The organism is Flavobacterium urocaniciphilum, from assembly GCF_900110615.1.
GTDB lineage: Bacteria > Bacteroidota > Bacteroidia > Flavobacteriales > Flavobacteriaceae > Flavobacterium > Flavobacterium urocaniciphilum.
In genome coordinates, this window is record NZ_FOEI01000005.1 from 84,427 (window position 1) to 107,202 (window position 22,776).

The window sequence follows — 22,776 nt, forward strand, 5'->3', positions numbered from 1 at the left end:
ATGAAGGCATTATTGCTACGTGAAATAAAATCCTTTTTTGGTTCACCAATTGGTTATTTAGTTATAGCCATTTTTTTATTACTTAATGGTTTATTTCTTTGGGTTTTTGATGGTGATTTTAATATTTTAAATTCGGGATATGCTGATATGAGTCCTTTTTTCAAATTAGCTCCATGGATTCTTATATTTTTAATTCCAGCAGTAACCATGAAAAGTTTCTCGGATGAAAAAAAACAAGGGACTTTAGAAATCTTATTCACCAAACCATTAAGTCTTTGGGAAATTGTAAATGGTAAATTTTTAGGAGCCTTAATTCTTATTCTTATTGCAATACTTCCTACTTTGTTTTATGTATTTATCGTTTCTAGCTATACAGCTCCACAAAGCACATTCGATTACGGAAGTACAATTGGTTCGTATTTCGGATTATTATTCTTAATTGGAGCGTATACTGCAATTGGAGTATTTACTTCTACTCTTTCTGACAATCAAATTGTAGCTTTTATAATTGCCGTTTTCTTATGCTTTTTCTTCTATTTCGGATTTGATGGTTTATCAAACTTATTTGGAAGTTTCGGTTCTTTCATTAAAACCTTAGGAATGGATTTTCATTTTAAAAGTATGAGTCGTGGTGTTTTAGACACAAGAGATATTATTTATTTTATCAGTATCACAGTTGTATTTTTAGCTGCAACGGTATATCAACTTAAATCGCTTAAATGGTAATGATGAAGGAAGTTCAAAAAAATAGTTTAAAAAAATTAGGTTTTTTAGCGCTTGGTTTATTCCTTTTAAACTTTGCGAGTTATTATATTTACAAGCGATTTGACGTTACTCAAGATAAAAGATATACGCTTTCAGAAACCACTAAAAAAATTGTAGATGGTGTAGATTCTCCATTAATTATTGATGTCTTTTTAGAAGGAAATTTCCCTGCTGATTTTAAAAAATTACAAAACGAAACACGTCAATTATTAGAAGAATTTTCAGCTTACAACTCAAATATTACGTTCCAATTTGTTAATCCTATTGAAAAAGAGGAAGAGCGAATGGACGTTATGAAAAAATTCTTCGAAAGAGGATTAATGCCTATAAATGTTACGGTTACCGAAAAAGGAAGACAATCTCAAGAAGTAGTTTTCCCATGGGCGGTTGCGAATTATGGCGATAAAGGAGCGAAAGTTCAATTATTAAAAAACATGATGGGTGCTTCTACGGAAGATAAAGTAGAAAGTTCTGTTCAACATTTAGAATATGCTTTTGCGGAAGCTATCAATAAAATTACAAAAGAAAAACAACGTAAAATTGCAGTAATTAAAGGAAATGCCGAGTTAGATGATATTTTTATTGCCGACTTCTTAAAAACAGTACGTGATAATTATTACATCGGACCAATTACCCTTGATTCAGTTGCTAAACAACCTAATGAAACGTTAAAAGCATTAAATGTTTACGATTTAGCCATTATTGCAAAACCAAGAGAAAAGTTTACAGAAGAAGAAAAACAAGTTTTAGATCAATTTATCATGAAAGGTGGTAAAACACTTTGGTTAATTGATGGTTCTACTGCTGAGATGGAAAGTTTATATAACGAAACAGGTTCAGCTATTGTAGGTCCGACCGATTTAAACTTAACGGATATGTTTTTCAAATACGGATTACGAATTAATCCGCAATTGATTAAAGACGAAGTGGGAACTCCTTTAAAACTTGCAACAGGTAATGAAGGAAGTGAAAGCAATATTGAACCTTACAATTGGAAATTTGCGCCTTTTATTTATCCAGCATCTAAACATCCTATCGTTAAAAACACAGATGGTGTAAAATTTGATTTTGCCTCACCTATCGAATTATTAAAATCAGATATTAAAAAAACGGTTTTATTAGAAAGTTCTAAATATTCAAAAGCTATAGGTTTACCAACAAAAGTTTCTTTAGAAATGGTAACCGAGCAAGTTTCTGAAAAAGATTATAATAATGGTGGTTTTTTACCCGTTGCAGTACTTTTAGAAGGTTCGTTTACTTCTATGTACAACAATCGTATTTTGCCATTTAAAGAAGATAAATTCTTAAAGAAAAGTGTGCCAACCAAAATGATTGTGATTTCTGATGGTGATGTTATTAAAAATCAATTGGATAAAGGTGCTCCTATTGAATTGGGTTATGACAAATACACGAGTAATTTTTTCGGAAACAAAGAATTCATCTTAAATAGTGTAAATTACCTGTTAGACGATAGCGGACTTATTAACATTAGAACTAAAGATGTAAGTTTACCTATGCTAGATAAAGTAAGTGTAGAAGAAAATTATACACAAACTCAGATGTTAACAGTAGCATTACCAATAGTATTATTAGGAATTTTTGGATTTACATTTACCTATTTAAGAAAGAAAAAATATAACAGATAGTTGTTAATAAGTATATTTTTAGATTAAAGTGTAACCCATTATATTTGTAAAGCAAAAAAAATAGAAAATGATGAATTTTATAGTATCAAGTTCGTACTTATTAAAACAATTACAAGTTTTAGGAAGCGTTATTAACAGTAACAATACCTTACCAATTCTTGATAATTTTTTATTTGAATTAGATAACAATCAATTACACGTTTCGGCTTCTGACTTAGAAACAACTATGTCGGCTAGTTTAGAAATTGAATCAAATAGTACAGGAAGTGTTGCTATACCAGCAAAACTTTTATTAGATATTTTAAAAACGTTTCCAGAACAACCACTTACTTTTACTGTTGAAGAAAACAATACAGTTGAAATTAGCTCAAACTCTGGTAAATATGCAATTGCTTACGCTGCTGGAGAAGAATTCCCAAAAGCAGTAGTATTAGAAGATCCATCAACTACATTAGTTCCTGCTGAAGTATTAGCTACAGCAATTGGAAAAACTATTTTTGCAACAGGAAACGACGATTTACGCCCAGTTATGAGTGGTGTATTTTTCCAATTCTCTACTGAAGGTTTAATTTTTGTAGCAACTGATGCTCATAAATTAGTTAAATATGCACGTACAGATGTAAAAGCTTCTCAAAGTGCAGAATTCATCATGCCTAAGAAACCTTTAAACATTTTAAAAGGGATTTTAGCTACTTCAGATGCAGAAGTTAAAGTAGAATATAACGATTCAAACGCTACGTATTCATTTGAAAACTACATATTAACATGTCGTTTAATTGATGGGAAATATCCAAATTACGAAGCGGTTATTCCAAAAGAAAATCCAAATAAATTAATCTTAAGTCGTGTTACTTTCTTAAACTCGGTACGTCGTGTGGCTATTTTCGCTAACAAAACGACACACCAAATTCGTTTAAAAATTGCTGGTACTGAGTTAAACATTTCTGCTGAAGATATCGATTACTCAAACAAAGCAGACGAGCGTTTAACGTGTGATTACCACGGAGACGATTTACAAATTGGTTTCAACTCTCGTTTCTTAACAGAAATGTTGAACAATTTAACAAGCGACGAAATTCAATTAGAAATGTCATTACCAAACAGAGCCGGAATCCTTACTCCTATTGACGGATTAGACGAAGGTGAAACTGTTACTATGTTAGTAATGCCAGTTATGTTGAATAACTAACCCTTCGACAAGCTCAGGGTGACAAAAAATGAGTATACATAATAGAATGAGGAAACTACAACTTTCCAATTTCGAATTTATATATAACTAACCTAACTACTATTATAAACCACAATTGCTTTGTTGCTTTTGTGGTTTTTTTTATGGGTAAACATATAAGTCATATAAGTTTTTTTTAAACACATAGGCACATAGGTTTCTTTTTTAGATGCTTCGCTTGAAAGAGATCACATAAGTTGAACGTTTATTCAAATAGTTTTAGAAATGCTTTACAGCATGACAAGTTTGGGTTTACGTTGTAGCAAAAGGATTAGAGCAGTAGCTTTTGACGTTAAAAACAAACTATTAAAAAAGCTTCCAACTTCCAACTTCCAACTTCTAACTTTTCCTATCTTTGCAAACAAAACCAAAAATATGATTCCACACGAAACCATTGTTGCATTAGCTACACCATCAGGTGCAGGAGCTATTGCTGTTATTCGATTATCTGGTGCTAATGCAATAACTATTGCAGCTGAAGTATTTGAATCGGTTTCGGGGAAAGATATTACCAAACAAAAAACGCATACGATACATTTAGGGCATATTGTGGATGGTTCTAAGGTTTACGACCAAGTATTACTTTCTATTTTTAAAGGTCCGAATTCGTACACAGGTGAAAATGTAGTGGAAATATCTTGTCATGGTTCGGTTTTCATACAGCAACAAATTATACAATTATTGCTTCGTAAAGGCGCAAAAATGGCCCAAGCGGGTGAATTTACCTTACGTGCCTTTTTGAACGCTAAATTAGACTTATCGCAAGCGGAAGCGGTGGCCGACTTAATTGCATCTGATAATGAGGCGAGTCACCAAATTGCAATGCAACAAATGCGCGGTGGTTTTAGTAATGAAATAGCGAAATTAAGAGAAGAGTTATTAAACTTCGCATCTTTAATTGAATTAGAACTAGATTTTGCTGAAGAAGATGTTGAATTTGCAGATAGAACGGCGTTTTACGAATTATTAAATCGAATTGAATTTGTTTTGAAACGATTGATCGACAGTTTTGCTGTGGGTAATGTAATTAAAAACGGTATTCCTGTTGCTATTGTAGGTGAACCGAATGTTGGTAAATCGACATTATTAAATGCTTTATTAAACGAAGAACGCGCTATTGTTTCAGACATTGCAGGAACTACTCGAGATACCATTGAAGACGAATTAGTGATTAACGGAATTGGTTTCCGATTTATTGATACGGCTGGAATTAGAGAAACGAAAGATGTAGTAGAAAGTATCGGTATTCAGAAAACATTTGAGAAGATTGAGCAAGCACAGGTGGTGTTGTTTATTTTGGATGGAAGTGGGATGATGGAAGCTGGTAGTTTAGAAGCTGTAAAAATAGAAATAGAGCGTATTAAAAACCAATACCCTCAAAAAGCATTACTGACTTTAATCAATAAAAAAGATTTATTACCTGAAGCTTTACAAGCAGAATTACATACTGAAATTGATAATTTACTATTAATTAGTGCTAAAAACAATGAAGGTATTGATGAATTGAAAAATGAATTACTATCCTTTGTTAACACTGGTGCATTACGTAATAATGAAACTATTGTTACCAATTCGCGTCATTACGATTCGTTATTGAAAGCGTTAGAAGAAATTCAGAAAGTGAAATGGGGATTAGATTCTGATTTATCTTCTGATTTAATTGCAATAGATATCCGCACTGCCCTACACTACTTTGGTGAAATTACAGGTGAAGTGACTAATGATGAGTTATTGGGTAATATATTTGCTAATTTCTGTATCGGGAAATAGTTTTATTTACGATTTACAAATTACGATTTGAGATTTAGAAAACATATAAGTCATATTATTACGAAGAACGAAGTAATCTAACCACATAGGATTAAATAAAATAAAAGGCGCTTCGCTTAAAATGAGAACACATAAGTTGGACTTCTAGTTTGTCTCCCGAAACTTCGGGACTGCAAAGCATTTCTTTGGATTTACGAATTACGATTTGGGATTTGGAAAACATATAAGTCATATAAGTCATGTCATTACGAATAGCCTGTGCTGAGCTTGTCGAAGTAAAGTAATCTAACCACATAGGCACATAGGTTTTTATAGATTGCTTCGTACCTCGCACCCGAGGCATGCCGAACGGAGCGAAGCTAAAGACAGGCGCTTTGCTTAAAATGAAAACATATAAGTTGGACTTCTAGTTTGTTATTTTGCAAAGCATCACTTTAAAATCGTAAATCCAAAATAATATTTAAAAATCCTTGTACACTTTTCCTTTGGTTAGCCAAGAAACGCCAAATGCAATTAGGGCTATGGTTTCTAAAATAAGGATGGGATAAATGGAATCGAGCCATTCGTATTGATCTCTTAAAAAGACTCTGTAAATTAGGATGAGTGCCACACAAATTAGCATGACGTAACCGCAATACTTGTAAATATTGTGTGCGGGTTTGGTGCCGAATTCTGAGACTTTTTTGGTGCGTCTGAAATTGAATATGGAAATAAAGGCTAGTGTTACAAAGAACAATCCAGCGAAAGCAAAATGGATGATTCCGGTATTGAAACTACTGGTAAACACTCGTAAATTATCTTCGATACAATGTTTGGAAGTGGTTGGAAAAGCTACTATTCCTAAGGCAAAAAAGGCTGCTAATTTACTCATGACTTTATCGGATAATCCGAATTCGCTTTTTCGTAGTGGATGTCCTTTATAACAAAATAAAAACAAGGCTACGGTTCCTAATGCGCCTGTGAATATCTCTCCTACCGAACTGTAATAATAATGACTTATAGAAGCTTTAAACGGACTGCCATAGGTATATACCTGGTAACATTCGTTCGTTTTTACAAACCATGGGTTGTTTAGTAAATCTAATTGACTAATTATATATTCTCCCATGATGAGTGCAAAGGGAAGCAAAATAGCAATCCAACCAATTGCTTTTCGCATGGTATGATAGGATATTACAAGGTTTGATTTTTCCATGGTGTAAATAATAAATGGTATGCTTTGGGCTAACTATCAAATTTACAATTATTTTGGGAAATAAATTGGGATTTACGATTTGGGATTTATGATTTACGAATTGGGATTTGTAAAACATATAAGTCACATAAGTCATGTCATTACGAATAGCCTGTACTGAGCTTGTCGAAGTAAAGTAATTTAACCACATAGGCACATAGTTTTTTTTTGATTGCTTCGTACCTCGCACCCGAGGCTTGCCGAACGGAGCGAAGCTAATGACAGGCGCTTCGCTTTAAATGAGAAAACATAAGTTGAACTTCTAGTTTGTCTCCCGAAGCATCGGGACTGCAAAGCATCTCTTTGGATTTGGGATTTGGAAAACATATAAGTTATATGAGTCATGTCATTATGAATAGCCTGTGCTGAGCTTGTCGAAGTAAAGTAATCTAACCACATAGGCACATAGTTTTTTTTTGATTGCTTCGTACCTCGCACCCGAGGCTTGTCGAACGGAGCGAAGCTAATGACAGGCGCTTCGCTTAAAATGAGAACACATAAGTTGGACTTCTAGTTTGTCTCCCGAAACTTCGGGACTGCAAAGCATCTCACACAAGTCAAATTTACAAAGTTGAGACCTTTAAACTTCGTTGAATCTTCGATTTCAGTCCTGTGGTTTTAAGATACAAACACTTAAACTATACTTTAAACGCAACTCTCAAATTGCGAAAAAATACTACAAATTACGGGAAAGCCGTAAATGAAAAAGATGCAATTCAATTAGATTTATAGAATAAAACTAAAATCTAAACATTATGAAAAAAATTATTTTTACCCTAGTCTTTTGCTTTGCTACATTATTTAGTTACTCGCAAATACCTTCAATTAATGAAAAAAAAGTTAAAAATTATTCTGTAAAAACAGAATCTGAAACAAAAGGAACTAATGATAGTATTAAAGCTGAAAACAATAAAAAACCTAACATTAAAACAGAAGAAGAAAAAAATTATAAAGCACATTATGAAAAGAAAAAGGATAGCATTATCTATATAATCAATAAATTAATAGAAAAACAAAAAAAAGTGATTTCAGACAGAAATGCTATGATCCAAATTTCTGAAGAGATTGAAGAAAACAGAATTGCCTTAGAAAAAATTGAATTGGAAAAGAAAAGATTACATGTAGAAAAGCGTTACTGGTTACCAACAAAAAACTCCAACTTTAGAAATCATTTTTATGAGACACACTATGCTTCTAGTTTAGAAAAAACGACTTTATTAAATTCATTTTCAGCCACATTAAACGACAATTCAAACATAGTTCAATCGGAGCTAATAGCTGATAGATGTGGTTGGTTTAGAGTTTCTTTTGGTTCAGTTTTATCAGTGGCTACAGATACTACAAAAGCTAAAATTGAGAATGACAATTTGGAAAGGTTAATTGGTGGTGGTGGTAATTTTTATTTGGATTTTACTTTACCCATAATTACATCTTATACTGATGCCTTTTTTACAGATTATTTGTATTTAAGTTGTAAAGCGGCTTCAGATATTAGTGGCTTTGGAAATAATGTAGATGTGAGTACTTTTAATGGTAGTATTGGCTTAACCAATTATATTGGACTTTCTACAGAAGAAAAGAAATTCAACTTTTTCTTATTAACAGATGTAACTGCATATAAAGGCAACAATGCTTTTTATGATAACCTAAAATTGAATCACAATAGATGGTTTTTAAATTCGAATATTTCTTTCGGAGTTACTTTATTGAACAATTACAGAATTATTTGCAGAACCAATTTATCTAGTGAACCAAGCTTGAGAACTGAAAAGTTTGCGGTTGGAATTCAATTATTATCGAGTAAATAATTACACTCAATTTTGTTATGCTGAAATCGATGTTTTATTTTATTCACGCAGATAAAATGGATTAAGGGATTTAATATTTCGGTAATTTAAAGAGGTATAATTTTACGTCTAGTTTGTCTCCCATAGCTTCGGGAGACAAACGTTGTAAATAAATTTTCTTAGTGGAATTGTCCCCTTAAGGATATGATATTAAGAGGAGAAACGTAAGTTTCGGTTAACTAGGGGTGTAACCAAAAAAATCGCTGTATTGAAGCGATTTTTCTGTTATTGATTAAGTATGATTATGATATTTTCTGGTAATGGTTGTAACCGATTGTTCGGAAGGGTTCTAACTCTTCGAGGGGGATTCTGGAATAGGTAGCGTAATCTTTAAATGTGATTTTGCAATTCTTGCAATTTTTATTGAAGAATATGCGCATGTCGTTCATTTTTTGTGAGGCTTTGCGTTGTGAACATTCTTCAATAATCATTATATCTTTTGTTGAAATACAAATTCTTAATGGTTTTGTTGGCATAGCTTAGTAGAGGGGTTGAATTTTTGGGTTTTGTTGTTGGTGGTTTATGGTTTATGGTTGGTGGTTGGTGGTTTTTGGTTTATGGTTGGAGGTTAATGGTTTGTTGTTTATTGTTAATAGTTTATTTTTAATTGTTTGTTGTTGGTGGTTTGTTGTTAAGGGTTTAAAGGTGTTGGATATTAAATTATTGTTTATGGTTGTTTGTTGGGGGGTGATACATATTTATTTTTCATATATTAATATTGTAGGTTATTTCTTTCAAATATGAGTCAAAATTAATTTATTTTTTGGAAATTCCTAATTTTTTTATGGAGAACTAATTTTTGTTTTGATACATGTGGAATACCTTTGACATACTTCATCCATACTTCTAGCATACACTCGGCATACTTAAACCATACACTCGGCATACACTCGGCATACATAAACCTATTTTATTAGATGCCTTTTTATCTTTTTTATCATTAAAATTAAGAATTTGTAAATCAGATAATTAACTTCCTAATTTGGCAAAAGTTGCTGTTTATGGCAAATTTGTAGTTTTTGGGTTTAAAAATGCATTTTTGGAATTTTTATTCTTTTTCAGTGAAATGAAGTAATATCGGAAAAAGTTGCACTAAACTGTATTGAATGGCATATTTGACATTTAGGGTACTATTAGGCTTTTAGATTTGTGCCTTTCTAATTTTAAAAAAAACATTATGGCAAAATTAAAAAGCTTGATTAAGCTTGAAGGTACGATGGAAGACCTTACATTTTATAAAGGTTCTGAAGGATATTTAGTTCGTACAAAGGGTGGCGTGAGTAAGAATAGAATTATGAACGACCCAGCCTTTGCGAGAACACGAGAAAACGGCAATGAATTTGGCAGTATTGCTTCTTCGGGTAAATTATTGCGAAATGCTTTGGGTCCTATGATTTTTAAAGCGAAAGACAGTAAGATGACGAGTCGATTGGTGAAAGTTATGGGACAAATTAAGAATTTGGACAGTGTAAGTGCCAGAGGATTACGTAATGTAGCGGAAGGGTTGACGAATCCGACAGCCACTACCCTATTGGAAGGTTTTGATTTTAATGCTCGTGCCACATTGGGGAGTGTATTGAATTCGATTATTACTGTAGATACGGGTACTGGAGCGGTTAGTATTGCTGGGTATAATCCGTTGGAGCAAATGAGAAGTCCGGATGGAGCCACGCATTTTAGTCTTCAAGTTGGTTTTTTACAGGTTGATTTTGCTACTGGAGCGTATGAATTGACTCAAAGTACCGAAACGGTTTATCCTTTAACGAATGGGATTATAAGTCCGGTTTTGACTCCAACTTCTACTCCAACTATAGGCGGTACGAATATGCATTTTATTTTGATTGAATTTTTTCAGGAAGTGAATGGTACGCAGTATATGCTGAATAATGGAGCGTTTAATGTGTTGAATCTTTTGAAAATTTCTTAATTTACGATTTACGAATTGCGATTTACGAATTTGTGAGATAGGATTTTTATTTGCTTTGCAAATTATAATAAAGCTCCCTGCTGTGATGGTGGGGAGTTTTTTTTTTGCAAAGTTGCAGAGATTTAGAGTTACAGAGTTGCAGAGAATTAAAGTTTAAGAGTTTTTTTGGTTAATTGTTTGTTGTTTATGGTTTATGGTTAATTGTTAATGGTTTATGGTTTGTTGTTGATTGTTGATTGTTAATTTGTTTTTGTGATGCTAATGAATTGGTTTTGTTGGAGTTGACACTTATTTATTAAAAAACAGGTATTCTCTTACAAAAAAATGTAGGAAAATAATTAAAAACAGGTAATTTTACCTATTGGAAGTATGTATTATTATTGGTAAGTTTGAAGTTTATGAAAAAACTAAATAAAATAAAAAAAATTTATGGCAATTTCACCTATTCCACAAAGTATTGAAGATGTATTTTCAACCATAACATACAATATTGATTTTTACCAAAGACAATACAAATGGTTGAAAGATCCTGTTGAAAGATTACTTGATGATGTATTTTATAAATTCAATTCAGACTATCTTGAAATTGAGGATAGTATGGAGCCAGAAAATGCCGCTAATAAAATAGGATGGTATTATTTGAATACCTATGTAACCAACACAATTGATGGTAAAGTATTTCTTGTTGATGGGCAACAAAGGTTAACCACTATAACATTGATATTAATTCAACTCTACCAACAAAGCGTTAAAGAGTCTTCTGATTTGTCTGAATGGGTTAAATCAAAAATTTTTGGTATCGTTGGTCCTAAAAAAATATTTTGGTTAAATCACGAAGGTCATGCTAAAACATTAGAGAAACTTTTAAATGGAGAACCTTTTGAAACTATTGATACAACCATTGGTATAACCTCTAAAAACATGGTTGAAAACTCAAAGTATATCAAATCATGGTTAGAAAAGGATTTAGATTCTAAACACAAGTTAGAGACTTTTATTTACTATTTTTTAAGAAGATTACAATTAGTAAAATTAGAGGTTTCACAGGCTGATGTTCCTATGGTTTTTGAAGTTATCAATGACCGTGGTGTTCGATTAAAACCCTATGAAATTTTGAAAGGGAAATTATTGGGACAAATCGATAAGGACGAATTAAAGTTACTAGATTTAAATAAACTTTGGGAAACACAAGTTTCAAAAATCAATGAAATTGGAGAAGATGAAATTGATAGTTTTTTTGAATATTACATACGTTCAAAAATTGCAAACTCTAGAGGATTAGCGGTTAAATATGATAAAAAAGATTATCATCGTGCTATTTTTTCGGATGAAGCAGATAACTTTTTTAATTTAAAAAGAAATCCAGCTCAAATAAAACGTTTTTTACAAAATGAGTTTGTTTATTTTACCAATTTGTATCATAAAATATGGTGGTTTTCTATTGATTTAAGACCTGGTTTTGAGCCTGTGTTTTTTAATAGTCTGAACGAATTGAACGCACAATATTTAATTCTTCTTTCTGCTATAAAATTTAATGACCCTGAAGAAGATTTAAAAATTCAATTAATTGCCAAAGAGTTTGATCGTTTATTTGTTTTACTTCAATTGCAGAGAAGTTATGATAGTAATAAAATAACAGAGATTATCTATCATTTAGTAACGGAACTAAGAGAACAACCAGCAGAAAAAATCAAACCTGCTTTTGATAATCAAATTACTCAATTGTTATCAAATGCAAAAGCAACTGTAATACATGAACCTTTCAATTACATGTATTTTAAAGAAGTAGGATACAATGATTTAAGTACACGATTTAGCCGCTATTTCTTTGCAAGAATTGACTATTTTATTTGTCAAAATTCAAATGCTGAAATGCAACAGTCTTTTCACAATTTAGTACGAAATACGGGTCATGTAAATGGATATCACATTGAACATATTTTAGCGCATAATGATGAAAATTTGAGTTTGTTTGCTAACGACGAAGAACTTTTTGAAAGAGAGCGTAATCGTTTAGGTGGCCTTCTATTATTGCGTGGAAATGCTAATATTAGTAGTAGTAATGAAACGTATACAAATAAGTTGAGAACCTATGTGCAAACCTTATATTGGAATGCAACTTTACACCCAGATACCTACCATTCTAATTTGGATTTAATACAGCTTAAAAATAAATACAACTTGAATTTACGAGCTATGGAAGTTTTTGGTCCAGAAGAATTAGAAGAAAGACATAAATTATTAGCCGACATTATTAAAATTATTTGGAATTAACCATGAACAAACAAGACCTTATCTCAAAAATAAAACAACTCGAAGGCATTTCGCAAGACGAACGTGCTTACCTAATCAATTTAGTAAACACTAAAAAGAAATACGGTTTAGTTTGGGAAGACAAACCAGAAGCCGTTGAAGAACAACTACGAGAAAATCTTCCTGTTTTAAAGGAAGTTAAAGACAAAGCAATTATCAATGGTGAGGATTACCCCAACCATATTTTAATTGAAGGCGACAACTTACACGCATTAACCGCATTAACTTTTACCCACGAAGGTAAAATTGACGTTATTTATATTGATCCGCCTTATAATACTGGAAATAAAGATTTTAGATATAATGATACTTTCAAAGATGAATATATAGATAAAGAAAACCCTTTTAGACATTCTACTTGGTTAAGTTTCATGAGCAGAAGGTTAAAAATAGCTAAACGATTGTTGAATGAAAGTGGTGTTATATTTATTTCTATTGATGATAATGAGCAAGCACAATTAAAATTACTTTGTGATGAAATATTTACAGAGAATAATTTTATAGCTAATTGTGTTAGAAGAAGAAGAAAAACGCAAGCTAATTTGGCAAAAAATATAGCTCCAGTACATGAATATTTACTTATAATTTCAAAAAACATAAATTACTTTTCATTAAATAAATTAGAATATTCGGATGATTTTATAAAAAAGGGTTTTAGTAATCCTGATAATGATCCAAGAGGATTGTATCAAACAGGACCTTTAGCCAGACCAAAAAATTCTTCAAACAGAGAACACACTTTGACTATGCCAAATGGTAGACAAATTACTGCTAAATGGAGTTGCTCTGAAGAAACTTTTGCAAAATATGTTACTGAAAATCGACTTGTAATTCCTCGTGGTGGTGATGGTATGCCTCGTATTAAAATATTTTTATCTGAATTACAAGGTCAAATTGCCAATACATGGTGGGAAGATGTTGCTTCAAATGATGAAGCTGCAAAGGAAATAGAAGAAATTTTTGGTACTAATGCTGCTTTTATTTTTCCAAAACCTACAGGTTTAATTAAAAGAATATTAGAGTTATCAACAAATAAATTTGATGATAAAATTATCCTCGACTTCTTCGCAGGTTCAGGAACCACACTTCACGCAACTATGGAATTAAACAAAGATGGCGGCAACCGTCAGTGTATTTTAGTAACCAACAACGAAAATAACATTTGTGAAGAAGTAACATACGAGAGAAACAAACGCGTTATTCAAGGGTATACCAATGCAAAAGGTGTGGCAGTAGAAGGATTAAAAAATAACAATCTACGTTATTACAAAAGCGAGTTTGTGAGTCGTGATACCTCTTTGAAAAACAAACGCGAATTAACTTATTTAGCTACAGAACTATTATGCATCAAAGAAGATTGTTATACAGCGTTTCCTTCAAAAGAAAAATGGTTCAAAGCGTTTACTAGTAAAACAGCGCAATTTATTGTGATCTATGATGAAGTGCGTATTGAAGATAGTTTCGAAATCATTGAAATTTTACATACTCAAAAAACAAACGACAACCCTGTAAAAGTATATGTATTCAGCCATGGGCAATATCCTTTCACGGAAGACTTTGAAGAGGTTTTGCCATTAATTACCCTTTGTGCCTTACCAGATGCTATTTACAAAGCGTATCAAAATGTGTTGCCTAAAAAGAAACGTGAAGTTGTTCCTATGTTAGAGGAAGATGCTGTAGGCGAAGAAGATAATTTGTTCAATCAAGACCAAGCATAAGCCAAAATGATACATTTAAAAAATTACCAAGAAGAAGCCGTAAACGACCTTACGAAAAATCTATATAAATTATTGAAAAGACCGGGTGCAAGACAAAATTTAATTTTCAAATCACCCACAGGTTCTGGTAAAACGGTAATGATGGCATCATTACTAAATAAGTTTTGTGAAGAATTACCAGAACGCTATGATTTAGAAAAACGCAAAGCAGCTTTTATTTGGATAGCACCTAACAAATTATACATTCAAAGTTACAACGCTATGAAAGGCTTTTTTGCCGAAATGCGTTCCATAAAACCTATTTTCTTTGAAGATGTTTCTAACGATGAATTACTACCAAACGAAGTGTTGTTTGTAAATTGGGAAAGCATTAACAAAGAGAAAAACACGATGATTAAAGAAAATGAAACCAATAAAAATCTTTATAGTTTCATTAATAAAGCCAAATTAAACGATACAGAAATCATTGTCATTATAGACGAAGAACACATGTTTGCGAATACAAAAACAGCAAAACGTGCCAATGAAGTATTACAAAAAATATATCCAAAAGTAGAAATTAGAGTATCGGCAACACCTACAACTAATAGTGATTACAGAACTTTAGTAGAGCGTCAAGACGTTATTGCTGAAGAAATGATTAAAGAAGGAATTATTTTAAATCCAGCTTTAGATACTATACAGCAACAAGGGCGTTCATTAGAAGAAATTTTATTAGAGCAAGCGTTAGCAAAAAGAGAAGAATTACGTCAAGCCTATGAAAATTTAGGTGTAAAAATCAATCCTTTATTATTAATCCAGTTACCAAACGATTCTAGTGATAACAACACAGCCGACGATGAAAAATATATTGATGTGGTGTTGCAAAATTTAGAATACAACTACAATATTACGGTTAGCAATAACAAACTAGCCGTTTGGTTATCAGGCAGAAAAGACAATGTAGCCGATATTGAAAAACCAGATAATATGGTGGAAGTATTATTATTCAAACAAGCCATAGCTTTAGGTTGGGATTGTCCTCGTGCAGGGGTTCTTTTAATTTTTAGAGAATTAAAAAGTACTGAATTCACAATTCAAACTGTAGGTCGAATTTTGCGTATGCCAGAACAGAAGCATTATCCTAATCCATTATTAAATCAAGGATATGTTTTTACCAATTTAAGTAAAAATCAAATAGAAGTTGTTCAAGATGATATGAGTTATATCACCATGAACAAAGCGCGTAGAATTGAAAACTACATACCAGTTCATTTAGACTCTACTTACATCAATACTCGTATTGTTAGAAATCGTTTAGGGGCAAAATTTAGAACTGCTTTGTATGAAATTGCAGAATTAAATTGGGAAGTAAAAAGAGAAATAGGTTCAGACCATTTTTTCGAAACCAATAAGCAATTACTAAAAAAGCGATTCATCTACACGGATATTAATACCATAGAAATTGTAATTCCTGAAAATGTATTACTAACTGGTGAAGTAGAGACACAATTAGTTACAGAAACAGCTCGTTTTGCCAAAACGCCTAGTGAATTAGCGCGTTTGTTTAGAGATTTTTGTCGTTCATTAACGGCTCCTTATGCAGCGGTCGATAGTACTCCTGTTTTAGAAGGAGCTATGAAATATTTCTTTGAAGATTATTTTGGTATCATCGAGTATGATGCTATTAAAATAATGTTGTTTAACGATAACCAACCTATTTTCATCGAGTTAATTGAAAAAGCAAAGGAGCGTTATCAAGAAATGCAAGAAGAAAAAGCAAACAAAGCCACAAAAGATATTCAAAATTACAAATGGGAAGTTCCTGTTGAAAGAATCTACAATGAATTATATGATGAAAAAGAGAATGTAGAAAAACATGCATTAGAACCTTTTTATGAATACAAAAGAGCTTCTTCTCCTGAAGTAAGATTTGCTGCATATTTAGAAGAACAAAAAGAAAATCTACATTGGTGGTATAAAAATGGAGAAAAAGCAAAAGAGCACTTTGCTATACCTTATGAGGATTATCTAGGCAAACAAAGTTTGTTTTATGTTGATTTTGTGATACTAAGTAAAACGGGGATTACTTGTTTATTCGATACCAAAACAGCAGGTAGCGACCCAGCCAATGCCCATTTAAAACACAATGCACTAATAGATTTTATTGCAGAAAGAAATGAAAAAGGCCATAAAACAATTGGAGGAATCTTAATTCCTAAAGATAATAATGGAACAACAACTTGGTGGTATTGCAAAAACAAAATCACCAATACAAAAGATACGAACGGTTGGGATAGATTTGACCCTGTTAACGCATAAGAATAACATTTATATACTAATCACTGTAATTTAAATTGTTATGGGGTTTAGAAACTCATGTTAAAAAAAACGGAAAAAGTTAACACGTTTAAAAGTTCATGTTAAAAAAACAGCAAAAATTACCCATGTAATAAAAGGCAAGAGTAAAAAAGAGGAAAATTTATACAGGAGTAAAGTAATATAAATTAAAAATAAGAGCCAATTAAAAACACAAATTAATTAAACCATATGGCTATACTACACGAAGATATTTTTGGAGGAGGAAAAGCAATCGAAATCATTGTTAGATGGCACGATATTTTAATTACCGATTTTAATAGAAGCAACACCACAACAATAGAACAGATAAAATCACTTCTTAAAGATGTTGAATATAAGGCCTACTTTTTGAAAGTAAATGACAAAGAACAAAAAATTGTTATTCCTTTCGAAGCTGAGGGGTTTCAATTAGACCTTGTTGTAGTATGGGATGCGCAAACATTTAGTTATAAGGCAGCTGTTAAAAGTAAAAAGAAATCAAAAATTGTTCAACCTATTGCATTACCTCAAGATAGTAAATACTATATCGAAGAAGTTTGTAAATTGATTTTTATAGATCAAAACGAATCTCGTTTTCCTATTATTGAACAAAAAAATCTCTACGAAAGAATCAATAACTTAGAAATTGCTCCTATTGCTAAATTAGAAAACGATAGAGAAATTTGGTACAAATGGATTGAAGCACAAGACTTGTTATTACAACGAAATGCCCAACCCTTTAAAGTTAGAAAATACCACCATCCTGTTGAATTCAATAATGAAAAAGGAATTACAACAAAATACAAGTTCAAAGTTGATTTAGAAGTTAAAGAAAGTAGAGAATACAAAGAGGTTGAAGAAGAATTACTAAATGAATTTAGTATCAAAGAAACATTTGACAAAGAAGGAAACATCTTTTTAAAATTTGATGACATCTACCGAGGTTTGGATGCGGTAATTCATAAAAAATTCAACCAAATAATTGAAAGAGAAAAATCAATTGGGGCAATATTAAAATTAAAGCCAATATCTATTTCAACAAGATTTAAAAATGTTTTCAAGGCGTTAAACTTTGACATTGATTGTAAAACAATAGAAATTGAAAAGAAAGAAAGAAAAACAGTTCTATTGGAAGTTACGGCTAACAAAGTCCCTTTTGAAACACTTCAATCTTATTTTGATAGTCAAAATTATGAGCTAAAAGAAGTGGTGGGTGAATTTTTAGTACTTTGTAATTCAGACGTATTAGAAAGTAAAAGAAATGAACTTTTTGAAAAAGGTCAAGTACTGCCTAAACCAAGCAATAATGTTTTCAAAATTACTACTGAAAACGAAGAGGATTTAACTGTTTTTAATTGGACATTGAAAAAGATTTTTGGAAAAGATAAAGTTAGAATTAGAAAAAAATACTACTATCAAAAAAAACGAGTTGAATCAGAAAATAAAGTAATTTCAAAATTCACAGAGGAATTCTGGAATGATATTAAAAGAGATTTATATTTTTTAGATTTTAATGTGGTTTTAAACGAACTTTCTGATACTATTTCATTTGATTTTGAAACAAATGAAGAATTTTTCGAAAAGTTTAAAAAAATAAGAGAGATAAATAAATTTGATTTTAGTTTATCTCCAACAGATCCTGAATTTAAATTTAAAGTAAAAACCAATTTGGTTAAAACCAAAACAGAAAAACAAGTTTTACAAGACAGAATTCATGAGTTAGCCAATGTAGAATTTCTAATTGATACTTCTAAAAGTGAAAAAATTAAAAGTTACCTATCAATTGGTAAATTAAATGCTTACGAATCGGACACAACAAGCTTAACATTTTCACTGGCATTACGAGGTAAAGAAGATAATAAAACAGTAGATAAACTATTGGACTATTTAGAGGATAATAAACCAATTCGTGAAGTATTACCTAATTTGAAAGGAGACCAAGCAAAAACAAATTGGTTAAAACAAGCTATGGCTAAGATTGTAGCCCCTACAGATAGACCAAATGGCAAATCAGTAAACCCTCGATTGGGAGAATTTATTTTTGATTCAAGTAAATCAGAAGAAATTTTTAAAGATATAACACCACAAAGTGAAGAGTGGGAAACAATAAGAAAAAATGAACTTTTACAATTAAACGATTCTCAGCGTAAAGCTATTCTAGCAGCTTTACACGCAAGAGATTTGTGCTTGTTACAAGGTCCACCAGGAACAGGAAAAACCACCGTTATAGCAGAACTGATTTGGCAAATGATTAGTAAAAATCAAAACCAAAAGATATTGCTTACTTCAGAAACAAACTTAGCGGTTGATAATGCGTTGGAAAAATTATTAAACAAAGAGCATACGTTAGTTAAACCTCTTCGTTTTGGAAAAGATACCAAATTTGAGGAAGAAGGAAAAAAATATTCAATCAACAGAATAATGAAATGGTTGGATGATAATTTCGTTCCAGTTGAGTTTGAAGATGACTCTTTAGAAGAAAATGATGAGGAAGAAGAATTGATACAAGACAACCCATATAACAATGCTATCCAAATTTGGATGAATCGTATTGCTGAGAAATCACATCAAAAGAGCAATCATAAGTATGAAGCAGCTTTAAAAGATTGGGCTTTTGAATTGTCACAACCTACAGCTTCAGTGAAAAGATTATTTAAAGATAAGTACTTTAAGTATGCTAATGTCATTGGTAGTACATGTAGTTCAAGTGGTAGTAATGATTTTGCTAAAAGTTACCAATTCATTTTCAATAATAAAGAGGCGTTCAAAATAGATGCAGCCAATAAACGTAATTGGATAAATGTAGAATTTGATACGGTAATTATGGACGAAGCGAGTAAAGCAACTCCACCAGAAATGTTATTACCACTATGTTTCGGAAAAAAATCAATCGTTATTGGCGACCATCGACAATTGCCACCAATGCTTAATGAAAAAGAATTTAAAGAAGCATTACTAGAATTGAATACAGAAAGAGCTTTAAAATTAGCGGAAGAAATTGATAAAGATTTTGTTGAAACAAGTCAATTTGAACGTCTTATTTTGAATCCAAAAGTACCAAAATCAATTGCAGCTCGTTTAAATATTCAATATAGAATGCATCCAAAAATAAATAATGTAATCAAACAATTTTATACGGGTGAAACAGATGAAGGATTAGAACCTGCTCAAGAGTTAATTACACATGCCGATTCGGAAGATTTGTCAAATCCTTTCTCAAGATATCATGGACTAATAAATCAAGACTTTATAAAACCAGACGTGCATACTATTTGGATAAATGTAGACGAACCTGAAGAATTAGTAAGTACTTCTAGAGTAAATGAAAAGGAAGTAGAAGCGGTAAAAAGAGCACTTATTTATTTGAAAAATGCAGAAGGTTTTGAGGAATATTTCAACCATTTTAACAGCATCAAAGACGAAGATAAACGACTACAAGAACAAGAAATTGGAATAATTAGTTTTTATGGTCAACAATTAAAAAAACTAATTGATGTTAAAAAATATGCTCAAAAAGATTTAAACATCCCTATCAGACTTAAAACAGTAGATAAATTCCAAGGAATGGAGAGAAATATTGTAATTGTCTCAACGGTTAGAAGTAATAAAATTTTAAAGGCAGGACTAATTGAAAAAAATCATGACATTGGTTTTGCTAAAGCTCCAGAACGTTTAAATGTGGCACTATCTAGGGCAAGAAGACTATTAATCGTTGTAGGTAATTTGAAGTTTTTCGAATCGTATAAAGACAAAAACGGAAATGCTATTTACAAAAACGCTATTGAAATTATTCGTCAAGAAGGAATAATAATTGATGATTACAAAAAACTTAACAAATACAATGCATAAAGAGTTAGACATAGAAATATATAAGCATTTAGAAAATGTCATGACAACAGGTGAAATCTACATAGGTCACCTAAATTATGATTTTATTTTTTCTAAAGTCAATTATTTAGCTACTTGTACAGAGGCTATTCCTTTTACTCCTTTTGATAAAGTAATTTGTCAATTATTAACAATAGATGAACAATTGAGCTTTGAGCAAATTGGTGATATTTTGGGTATGAATGTTTATGAATCTTCAAATCCAAAACGGTATTTAGATGTTGCTGAAAAAGAAATTTTAATGGAAGCATTACAGTCTCTTGCTTCAGATGAGTTTGGTAAAATGATTGAAGGTGGTGATATCAATTTTTCAAGATGCAGACTTACACCTACTGGAAGAGAATATGCTAAAATGAAATCTAAATTTAAAGTTACAATCAATAAACCCTTTGAATTATACTTTGATCACACAACAGGTGATAATTTGAAGGCAAAAGAAAATTTTGAATTTACTAAAGGAATCGCAGTACATAACTATCTTGGAATTTCAATCGATTTTAAAGATGAAGATTTTATAAAAGAGATTGCAGCAACGCAAATCCCCGATATATACAATATTGAAAAGAAAAATTCTTTTACTGATGCAATAGTTGTAAGTAAACAAGATTTTTACAAAACATACCCCATTGCAATAACTTATGATAGTCACGAAAAGATTTTTAAGGCTTATTGTTTTGATGAGAAAAATAAAAAAACACAAAAATCATTTAGCCAATGGATAAATAATGAGAGCTATGTTAAAAATGAAATCCTAGCAGCTTTAGATAGTAAGGAAACTGTAAAATCTGAAGTAAAATATAATGAAGTTTATGAAGAAGCTATAAGGCATATTGATAAAAACAATCCATTAATTCAAGTAAAAAATGAGTTGTTAACTAAAGATTTATTTGATGAATATTTCTTTTTAAATAATTTTAGTTCTTTAGTTCCACATCATAGCAAATATGATTTGTACATATGTTTAACATTTTGTTCTGAATCTATTTTTGACCAAATTTTTCAAATTTTACAAAAAATTGAAAACATCGAATCTAAAATATTTATTGTATTTCCAGAAATTTTGAAAGATGAAGATGATGCTAGATATGAAAGTTTACTCGCGCTAGCAAATGATTCTGATAATTTTTTCATTACTAAAAAGAATGTAAAAAATTCGTTTTTCATAATTGAAACAGATGAGGATGCAAATTATTATGAAATTGTAATTGGCGAAATAGGAAAATATTCCAAATCATTTTTCAATAAGAACAAATTGGATGATAGAGGAATTAAAATAAAAGATTATATCAAAACCGAGTTTTCTAATGATTATGCACTATCAATCTGTGATGAAATAAATAGAAGTATTCAAAACGACATGGAAGAAGATATAGCATCAATTGAACAAATTGAAAAACTAGATTTTTACAATGTAAAACTAAGAGTATTTGAAGGTTTAGGCATGTATGAAGAAACTATTGATGATGCGCTTCAATTGATAGAGAGTTTTAAAGAAAACCGATTAGAAAGACTTGAAGAGCAAATAAACGAAGATTTTGATGAATTTGAAGAAGATTTAGAGACGATTACTAATGAAAATGAAGGATATAATCTAAAGAAAAAACTAGAAAAAATAAAAACTCAAATTAATAAAAACAATAAAAAGCTAGTTAATCGTTTTGAACAAATTAAATTAAATATTGATAATAAAATTGAAGAATTTGAAGAAGCTAAAAGGGTATACCCTTTCATAATTGACACAAATATTTTCATAAATGATCCTGACATAATTTCAAAAATTAATAAGAAACATAAAATAATCATTGCAGCCAAAGTATTGGACGAGTTAGATGGTTTTAAAACCAATCCACAACTCAAAGAAACGGCAACAAAAATTATTAGAAGTATATCTTCTTCAAAGAGTAATAATATCCACAGAACAAAAGCAAATTTAAATTTGTTACCACCAGATTTTAATAAAAGATCACCGGATAACATGATACTTGCTACGGCCTTAATGTATCAAGATCAAAAAGGTTACTTAGTGACTGAAGATAAAGGACTAATTGAAAAAGCCAAAACAGTAGAAATGAAAGTCTTAAATTATCAAGAATTTGCAAATAAATTTTTATAACTAAAAAA

At 31.0% G+C, this 22,776-nt stretch carries 12 protein-coding genes; 11 read left to right on the top strand and 1 reads right to left on the bottom strand.

What is annotated here, in order from left to right:
• From gldF to mnmE, 4 genes are all read left to right on the top strand, one after another.
• Entirely contained in the window at positions 1-726 is a 726-nt protein-coding gene (gene gldF, locus BMY86_RS09705) for a gliding motility-associated ABC transporter permease subunit GldF (RefSeq protein ID WP_091468348.1), read from the top strand.
• Between the two features lie 2 nt (positions 727-728).
• Positions 729-2,411 carry a gliding motility-associated ABC transporter substrate-binding protein GldG gene (gene gldG / locus BMY86_RS09710; RefSeq protein WP_091468704.1) on the top strand — a complete coding sequence of 561 codons (1,683 nt, stop codon included), beginning with the start codon at positions 729-731 and terminating at the stop codon, positions 2,409-2,411.
• Between the two features lie 70 nt (positions 2,412-2,481).
• Complete coding sequence (gene dnaN / locus BMY86_RS09715; RefSeq protein ID WP_091468708.1) at positions 2,482-3,600, top strand: DNA polymerase III subunit beta; 1,119 nt, start codon at positions 2,482-2,484, stop codon at positions 3,598-3,600.
• A gap of 414 nt (positions 3,601-4,014) precedes the next feature.
• Positions 4,015-5,409 carry a tRNA uridine-5-carboxymethylaminomethyl(34) synthesis GTPase MnmE gene (gene mnmE / locus BMY86_RS09720; protein ID WP_091468351.1) on the top strand — a complete coding sequence of 465 codons (1,395 nt, stop codon included), beginning with the start codon at positions 4,015-4,017 and terminating at the stop codon, positions 5,407-5,409.
• A 460-nt stretch (positions 5,410-5,869) separates the two neighbouring features.
• Here the strand turns inward: mnmE and BMY86_RS09725 are convergent, their stop codons facing one another.
• A complete protein-coding gene (locus tag BMY86_RS09725) occupies positions 5,870-6,517 on the bottom strand; it encodes a hypothetical protein (protein ID WP_143065637.1) in 648 nt (215 codons plus the stop codon).
• A gap of 881 nt (positions 6,518-7,398) precedes the next feature.
• Here BMY86_RS09725 and BMY86_RS09730 point away from each other — a divergent pair.
• The 7 genes from BMY86_RS09730 to BMY86_RS09765 all read left to right on the top strand — a co-directional run bounded on the left by BMY86_RS09730 (position 7,399) and on the right by BMY86_RS09765 (position 22,768).
• Entirely contained in the window at positions 7,399-8,451 is a 1,053-nt protein-coding gene (locus BMY86_RS09730) for a hypothetical protein (RefSeq protein WP_091468359.1), read from the top strand.
• A gap of 1,255 nt (positions 8,452-9,706) precedes the next feature.
• Positions 9,707-10,417 (top strand): hypothetical protein, encoded by a 711-nt coding sequence (locus tag BMY86_RS09740; protein ID WP_245745648.1) that lies wholly within the window; start codon positions 9,707-9,709, stop codon positions 10,415-10,417.
• A 429-nt stretch (positions 10,418-10,846) separates the two neighbouring features.
• A complete protein-coding gene (locus BMY86_RS09745) occupies positions 10,847-12,691 on the top strand; it encodes a DUF262 domain-containing protein (RefSeq protein ID WP_091468369.1) in 1,845 nt (614 codons plus the stop codon).
• A gap of 2 nt (positions 12,692-12,693) precedes the next feature.
• The gene (locus BMY86_RS09750; RefSeq protein ID WP_091468711.1) at positions 12,694-14,448 is read left to right on the top strand and encodes a site-specific DNA-methyltransferase; all 1,755 of its coding nucleotides are present in this window, start codon (positions 12,694-12,696) and stop codon (positions 14,446-14,448) included.
• A gap of 6 nt (positions 14,449-14,454) precedes the next feature.
• Positions 14,455-16,749 carry a DEAD/DEAH box helicase gene (locus BMY86_RS09755; protein ID WP_091468372.1) on the top strand — a complete coding sequence of 765 codons (2,295 nt, stop codon included), beginning with the start codon at positions 14,455-14,457 and terminating at the stop codon, positions 16,747-16,749.
• A gap of 228 nt (positions 16,750-16,977) precedes the next feature.
• Positions 16,978-20,616, top strand: coding sequence for a DEAD/DEAH box helicase (locus BMY86_RS09760; protein ID WP_091468376.1), 3,639 nt, complete (start codon positions 16,978-16,980; stop codon positions 20,614-20,616).
• Complete coding sequence (locus tag BMY86_RS09765) at positions 20,609-22,768, top strand: PIN domain-containing protein (protein ID WP_177177162.1); 2,160 nt, start codon at positions 20,609-20,611, stop codon at positions 22,766-22,768. The genes BMY86_RS09760 and BMY86_RS09765 overlap by 8 nt, the downstream gene beginning before the upstream one ends.
• The last annotated feature ends 8 nt before the right edge of the window (positions 22,769-22,776 follow it).

Coding starts and splice junctions, on each gene's coding strand:
- gldF (WP_091468348.1), top strand. CDS start 1: ATGAAGGCATTATTGCTACGTGAAATAAAATCCTTTTTTGGTTCACCA.
- gldG (WP_091468704.1), top strand. CDS start 729: ATGAAGGAAGTTCAAAAAAATAGTTTAAAAAAATTAGGTTTTTTAGCG.
- dnaN (WP_091468708.1), top strand. CDS start 2,482: ATGAATTTTATAGTATCAAGTTCGTACTTATTAAAACAATTACAAGTT.
- mnmE (WP_091468351.1), top strand. CDS start 4,015: ATGATTCCACACGAAACCATTGTTGCATTAGCTACACCATCAGGTGCA.
- BMY86_RS09725 (WP_143065637.1), bottom strand. CDS start 6,517: ATGGGAGAATATATAATTAGTCAATTAGATTTACTAAACAACCCATGG.
- BMY86_RS09730 (WP_091468359.1), top strand. CDS start 7,399: ATGAAAAAAATTATTTTTACCCTAGTCTTTTGCTTTGCTACATTATTT.
- BMY86_RS09740 (WP_245745648.1), top strand. CDS start 9,707: ATGGAAGACCTTACATTTTATAAAGGTTCTGAAGGATATTTAGTTCGT.
- BMY86_RS09745 (WP_091468369.1), top strand. CDS start 10,847: ATGGCAATTTCACCTATTCCACAAAGTATTGAAGATGTATTTTCAACC.
- BMY86_RS09750 (WP_091468711.1), top strand. CDS start 12,694: ATGAACAAACAAGACCTTATCTCAAAAATAAAACAACTCGAAGGCATT.
- BMY86_RS09755 (WP_091468372.1), top strand. CDS start 14,455: ATGATACATTTAAAAAATTACCAAGAAGAAGCCGTAAACGACCTTACG.
- BMY86_RS09760 (WP_091468376.1), top strand. CDS start 16,978: ATGGCTATACTACACGAAGATATTTTTGGAGGAGGAAAAGCAATCGAA.
- BMY86_RS09765 (WP_177177162.1), top strand. CDS start 20,609: ATGCATAAAGAGTTAGACATAGAAATATATAAGCATTTAGAAAATGTC.